Origin of the sequence: Mycobacterium sp. E342 (assembly GCF_001667665.1) — a bacterium.
Taxonomy (GTDB): Bacteria; Actinomycetota; Actinomycetes; order Mycobacteriales; family Mycobacteriaceae; genus Mycobacterium.
Genome location: NZ_LZJM01000063.1, coordinates 1 through 4,705, shown reverse-complemented (window position 1 = coordinate 4,705; position 4,705 = coordinate 1). Strand labels below are relative to the sequence as shown.

General features: G+C 70.1%; 1 protein-coding gene. It reads right to left on the bottom strand.

All coding sequences use genetic code 11. The features are described from left to right. Positions 1-4,705, bottom strand: a 4,705-nt coding sequence (locus A5692_RS02865) for a non-ribosomal peptide synthetase (RefSeq protein WP_156765903.1), incomplete at both ends; no start/stop codon positions are given.

The window sequence follows — 4,705 nt, the reverse complement described above, 5'->3', positions numbered from 1 at the left end:
CTCACCCACCCGAAACACCGTCGCACGCAACGGAATCTCCACCGCCAGGTCAAACGAATGGCGCGCCACCGCCTCGATGGCCCCCTCCAGCCGGCTCGCCGGCCAGCCGCCGGCATCGACGACGTCGCACTTGACGCGCGCCTGTTCCGGCGGCAGCACGATCTGTTGGGGGGTTCCCTGGGGCGCGACGAAGATCGTGCGCAGGCTTTCGTGGCGGCCCACCACGTCGTTCAGCGCGGCGCGCAACGCGTCGGTATCCAGCGGTCCAGCCAGCCGCAGCGCGGCCGCCATGTTGTAGACGGGCGACGGCCCGTGCAGTTGGTCGAGGAACCACAATCGGGACTGGGCGAACGACAACGGCACCGTCGCCGGCCGCTTGCCGGCCACCAGCGGCGAGAGGGCGCCACGACCCAGCCCCATGCGGGGGGCGAGCTGAGCGACCGTGGGCGCCTCGAACAGCGCTCGCACCGAAAGAGCGCTGTCGAAGCCGCTATTGATGGCCGCGATCGCCCGCATCGCCGAAAGCGAGTCACCGCCGAGCTCGAAGAAGGAGTCGTCGACCCCGACCCGCTCGAGACCCAGGACTTGGGCGTAGATGCCGGCCAGGATCTCCTCGACCGCGCTGGCCGGGCGGCGGTAGTGATCGGCGTCGGTGTATTCGGGTGTGGGCAGGGCGCGGGTGTCGAGTTTGCCGTTGACGGTGATGGGCAGGGTGTCGAGTGTGACGAGGGCGGCTGGGACCATGTAGCCGGGCAGCCGCTCGGCCAGCGCGGCGCGCAGCGCGGCGGGCTCGGCGGTGCCGGTGAGGTAGCCGACCAGGCGCTTGTCGCCGGGGCGGTCCTCACGCACCACCACCACCGCATCCTCGACACCGTCGAGGGCGGCCAGCGCCGAGCGGATTTCGCCGACCTCGATGCGATAGCCGCGGATCTTGACCTGCTCATCGGCACGCCCCACATAGCGCAGCTGCCCATCCGGGCCCCAGGACACCAAATCCCCGCTGCGGTACATCCGCTGCCCCGGCGCGCCGAACGGGCACGCCACGAACCGCGAGGCGGTCAACCCCGCCCGGCGCACATACCCTAAGCCCACCCCGCGACCGGCCACATACAGCTCACCGACCACCCCGACCGGCACCGGGCGCAACCAGCCGTCCAGCACGAACAACGCCGCCCCCGGCACCGCCGACCCGATCGGCGGCGCACCCGACTCCGCTGCCAGCGGCAGGCTCATCGAGGCGAACATCGCGGTTTCGGTCGGGCCGTAGACGTTGGTCATCGCCCGCCCCGGCGCCCAACGGTCCACCACCTCGGCCGGCACCGGCTCGGCCCCGATCACCAGTGCCACGCCCTCCAAACCCTGCGGCGAGAGCATCCGCACCGCCGCCGGAGTCTGACTCAAGACGGTGACCTTCTCGGCGACCAGCAGGGCGTGGAAGTCCCTGGGCGAGCGGGCCACCGCCTCAGACACCACCACCAGCCGCCCACCATGCAGCAGCGCACCCCAGATCTCCCACACCGAGAAATCGAAGGCATACGAATGGAACTGGGTCCACACCTGATCCGGTACCAACGCCACACCCACCGCCGGCGCGTCGAACAACCGCGTCACATTCGCGTGGCTGACCGCCACCCCCTTGGGCACCCCCGTGGTCCCCGACGTGAAAATAATGTGCGCCACATCATCCGGATCGGGCGCCGGGAGTGCCGTGGCGGGCAGGCGATGCAACACCGGATCGTGCACGTCGACGATCGCCACGCCGCAACCATCCAGCCGCTCCGCCAATTCGGTGGTGGTCACCGCCGCGACCGGCGCGGTGTCGGTGAGCATGAGCTCGATGCGCGCCCCCGGCAACGCCGGATCGATGGGCAGATACGCCGCCCTCGACTTGAGCACACCCAGGATCGCCACAATCGCCTCGGCCGACCGCGACAACAACACCGCCACCGCCTCACCGGGACCCGCACCCCGGCCAATCAACGCGTGCGCCAACCGGTTCGACGCCTCATCCAGCTCCCGATACGTCACCGACCGACCCTCAAACGTCACCGCCGGTGCCTCAGGCGTGCGCGCCACCTGCCCGGCGAACAACACCGGAATCGACGCCGGCGTCCACGCCCGCGCCAGCACCTCGTCGTTGCCGAGCGCACGCAACCGGGCATGCTCGGCCTCGTCGAGGACATCGACGTCCGAGAGGACCTTGGTGGCGTCGGTCGTCAACGAGACCAACACGCGTTGTAACCGGTCGATCAGGGTCGCGACGGTTCCGGCGTCGAACACATCGGTGCGGAACTCCACCGCCCCGCCGATGCCGGCGGGTTGTCCGTCGTCGGTCCAGCGCTCGGCCAACGAAAACACCAGATCCATACGCGCCGTGTGCATGTCGAGCGGCAGCGAAGTCACGCGGAGATCGCCCAGGACCAATTCCGCGCGGCCGGCGTTCTGCCAGGTCAACATGACCTGCACCAGCGGATGGTGGGTGAGGCTGCGGGCGGGGTTGAGCCGTTCCACGAGCGCCTCGAACGGCACGTCCTGATGCTCGTACGCGGCGAGGCTGCGCTGCCGCACTTGAGCCAACACCTCTGCGAGAGTGGGGTTTCCGGCCAGGTCAACCCGGAGCACCAGGGTGTTGACGAAAAAGCCCACCAGTTCTTCCAGCGCCGGGTCCCGCCGCCCGGCGATCGGAAAGCCCACCGTCACATCCGAAGTCGCGCCGACTTTCGTCAGCAACACAGCCAGGGCGGCCTGCAGCACCATGAAGCTCGTCGCGTTGTGCTCGCGAGCGACCTCGCGCACGCGCTGCTGCAGCTCCGCGGGCCACTCCACGGCCACGCTGGAGCCTCGATGGTCGGCCACCGGCGGGTAGGGCCGGTCCGTGGGCAGCGCGAGCCGCTCCGGCAGGTCGGCCAAGGCCTGTTGCCAGTACCGCAGCTGCCCGGCGATCGGGCTGGCGGGGTCGTCCAGTGCACCCAGGCAGGCCTGCTGCCACAGCGTGTAATCGACATACTGCACCGTCAGCGGCGCCCACGCCGGCGCCTCGCCCGCGCACCGGCTGGCGTAGGCCACCCCGAGATCGCGCACCAGCGGGGTCAGTGACGACCCGTCTGCGGCGATGTGGTGGACGACCGCCACCAACACGTGCCGGTCCGGTGTGATTCGGAACAGCCAGGCGCGCATGGGAATTTCGGCGGCCAGATCGAAGGTGTGGCGGGCAGCGGTCTCGATGGCCTCGTCGAGGCGGCCCGCCGACCACTCGGCGGCGTCCACTACCCGCCAGCCGAAGTCGGCGCGCTCGGCGGGGACGACCACCTGCCGGGGTGTTCCCTGCGGTGCGGCAAACACCGTGCGCAGGCTCTCGTGCCGGGCCACCACGTCACCCAGCGCCGCCCCGAGCGCCTCGACGTCCAGTGCTCCGTCCAGCTGCATCGCCGCGGCCAGGTTGTAAACCGGCGACGGTCCCTGCAACTGATCGGTGAACCACAGGCGGGATTGGGCGAACGACAACGGCACCACCGCCGGCCGCGCACCGGGCACGATCCGGGCGGGCCGGCCCTCGCCCGCACCGAGACGCTGAGCCAACTCCCGGATCGTGGGCGCCTCGAACAACGTTCGCACTTGGAGGTGGGCGTCCAGTCCGGTGGTGACCGCCGCGACCAAACGCATGGCCGACAATGAATCCCCGCCGAGGTCGAAGAAGGACTCCTCGACCCCGACCTGCTGCAGCCCCAAGACGCGGGCGTAGATGCCGGCGAGGATTTCCTCCACCGGAGTGCCCGGGGGCCGGTATTCGCCGCTTTCCTGGTAGTCGGGTGCGGGCAGGGCGCGGGTGTCGAGTTTGCCGTTGACCGTCAACGGGATTGCGTCCACGGCCACGACGGCGGCCGGGACCATGTAGTTGGGCAGCCGGTCGGCGAGCCGGGTGCGGATCTCGGTCGGGTCGGCGGCGCCGGTGATGTAGGCGATGAGGCGCTTGTCGCCGGGATGGTCCTCGCGGACGACTACCGCCGCCTGCTCGACGCCATCCAAACCGGTTAGTGCCGTGCGGATTTCGCCGAGTTCGATGCGGTAGCCGCGGATCTTGACCTGCTCGTCGGCCCGCCCGAGGTACTGCAGCTGCCCGTCGACGCCCCAGCGCACCAGGTCCCCGGTGCGGTACATCCGTTGTCCCGGCGCCCCGAACGGGCACGCCACGAACCGCGACGCGGTCAGCCCCGCCCGGCCCACATATCCGTACGCCACGCCATCGCCGGCCACATACAATTCGCCCATCACGCCGCCGGGCACTGGGTTGAGCCACCCGTCCAGCACGAAGAAGCCCAGGTGCGCCAGCGGCACGCCGATGGGGCTGACGCCGGTGGCGACGTCGCCGTCGGTGATCTTGCGGAACGAGGCGTGCACCGTGGTCTCGGTGATGCCATACATGTTGATCAGCCGCGGCACCCCCGGCCGGTGGTGCAACCATCCGCCGAGCCGCTGCGGTTCCAGTGCCTCGCCGCCGAACACCACGGTCCGCAGCTTCAGCCGTCGGCCCAGCCCGGGCGAGAGCGCGTAGAAGGCCGACGGTGTCCGGCTGAGCACGCTGATCTGTTCGCGAATCAGCATGGCGTGCAGCTCTTCCGGCGAGCGGGCCACCGCGTCGGGCACGATCACCAGCCGGGCGCCGCGCAGCAGCGACCCGAAGATCTCCCAGACCGAGAAGTCGAAG